This is a genomic window from Joostella atrarenae, assembly GCF_021764745.1.
GTDB lineage: Bacteria > Bacteroidota > Bacteroidia > Flavobacteriales > Flavobacteriaceae > Galbibacter > Galbibacter atrarenae.
Genome location: NZ_JAETXX010000055.1, coordinates 1 through 428 on the forward strand (window position 1 = coordinate 1; position 428 = coordinate 428).

1 protein-coding gene is annotated in these 428 nt (G+C 44.9%); it reads left to right on the top strand.

Annotated features, from left to right (window positions below; translation table 11 throughout):
- Positions 1-428 (top strand): hypothetical protein (locus JM658_RS17045; RefSeq protein WP_236961109.1); only part of this gene is annotated, 428 nt, incomplete at both ends.

Consider the following 428-nt stretch of genomic DNA (forward strand, 5'->3'; position numbering starts at 1 on the left):
GGTCAAGGAATCTGTGATGGCTTAAATGCTACGACTTATACTGTGGGTTACCAAGAGACCACGGGTGCGAGCTTAGTGTTCTCTTCGGGAGTTACCGACAATGGGGATGGTACGTTGAGCGCAGCTATAGGAACAGCTATAACGATAACAGCGACAAATGGGGATTGTGAGAGTGTTATCACTGTAGCTTCTCCAGAGAGTTGTGATGATCCATGTTCGGATCCAGTGATCAGTGTTTCAGGAACGGAGTGTTCGGAAGATAATTTAACGTATAGTGTAAACTTTACAGCAAGTGCAGGAGCTACGGTAACAGCAGATGCTGGAACAGTAGGCACAGGAGTTGTAAGTGGAATCACTGCAGATACAGATGTTACGCTAACAATCAGTTATTCGGGCTGTTCAGATACAAGAACAATAACTATTACTGC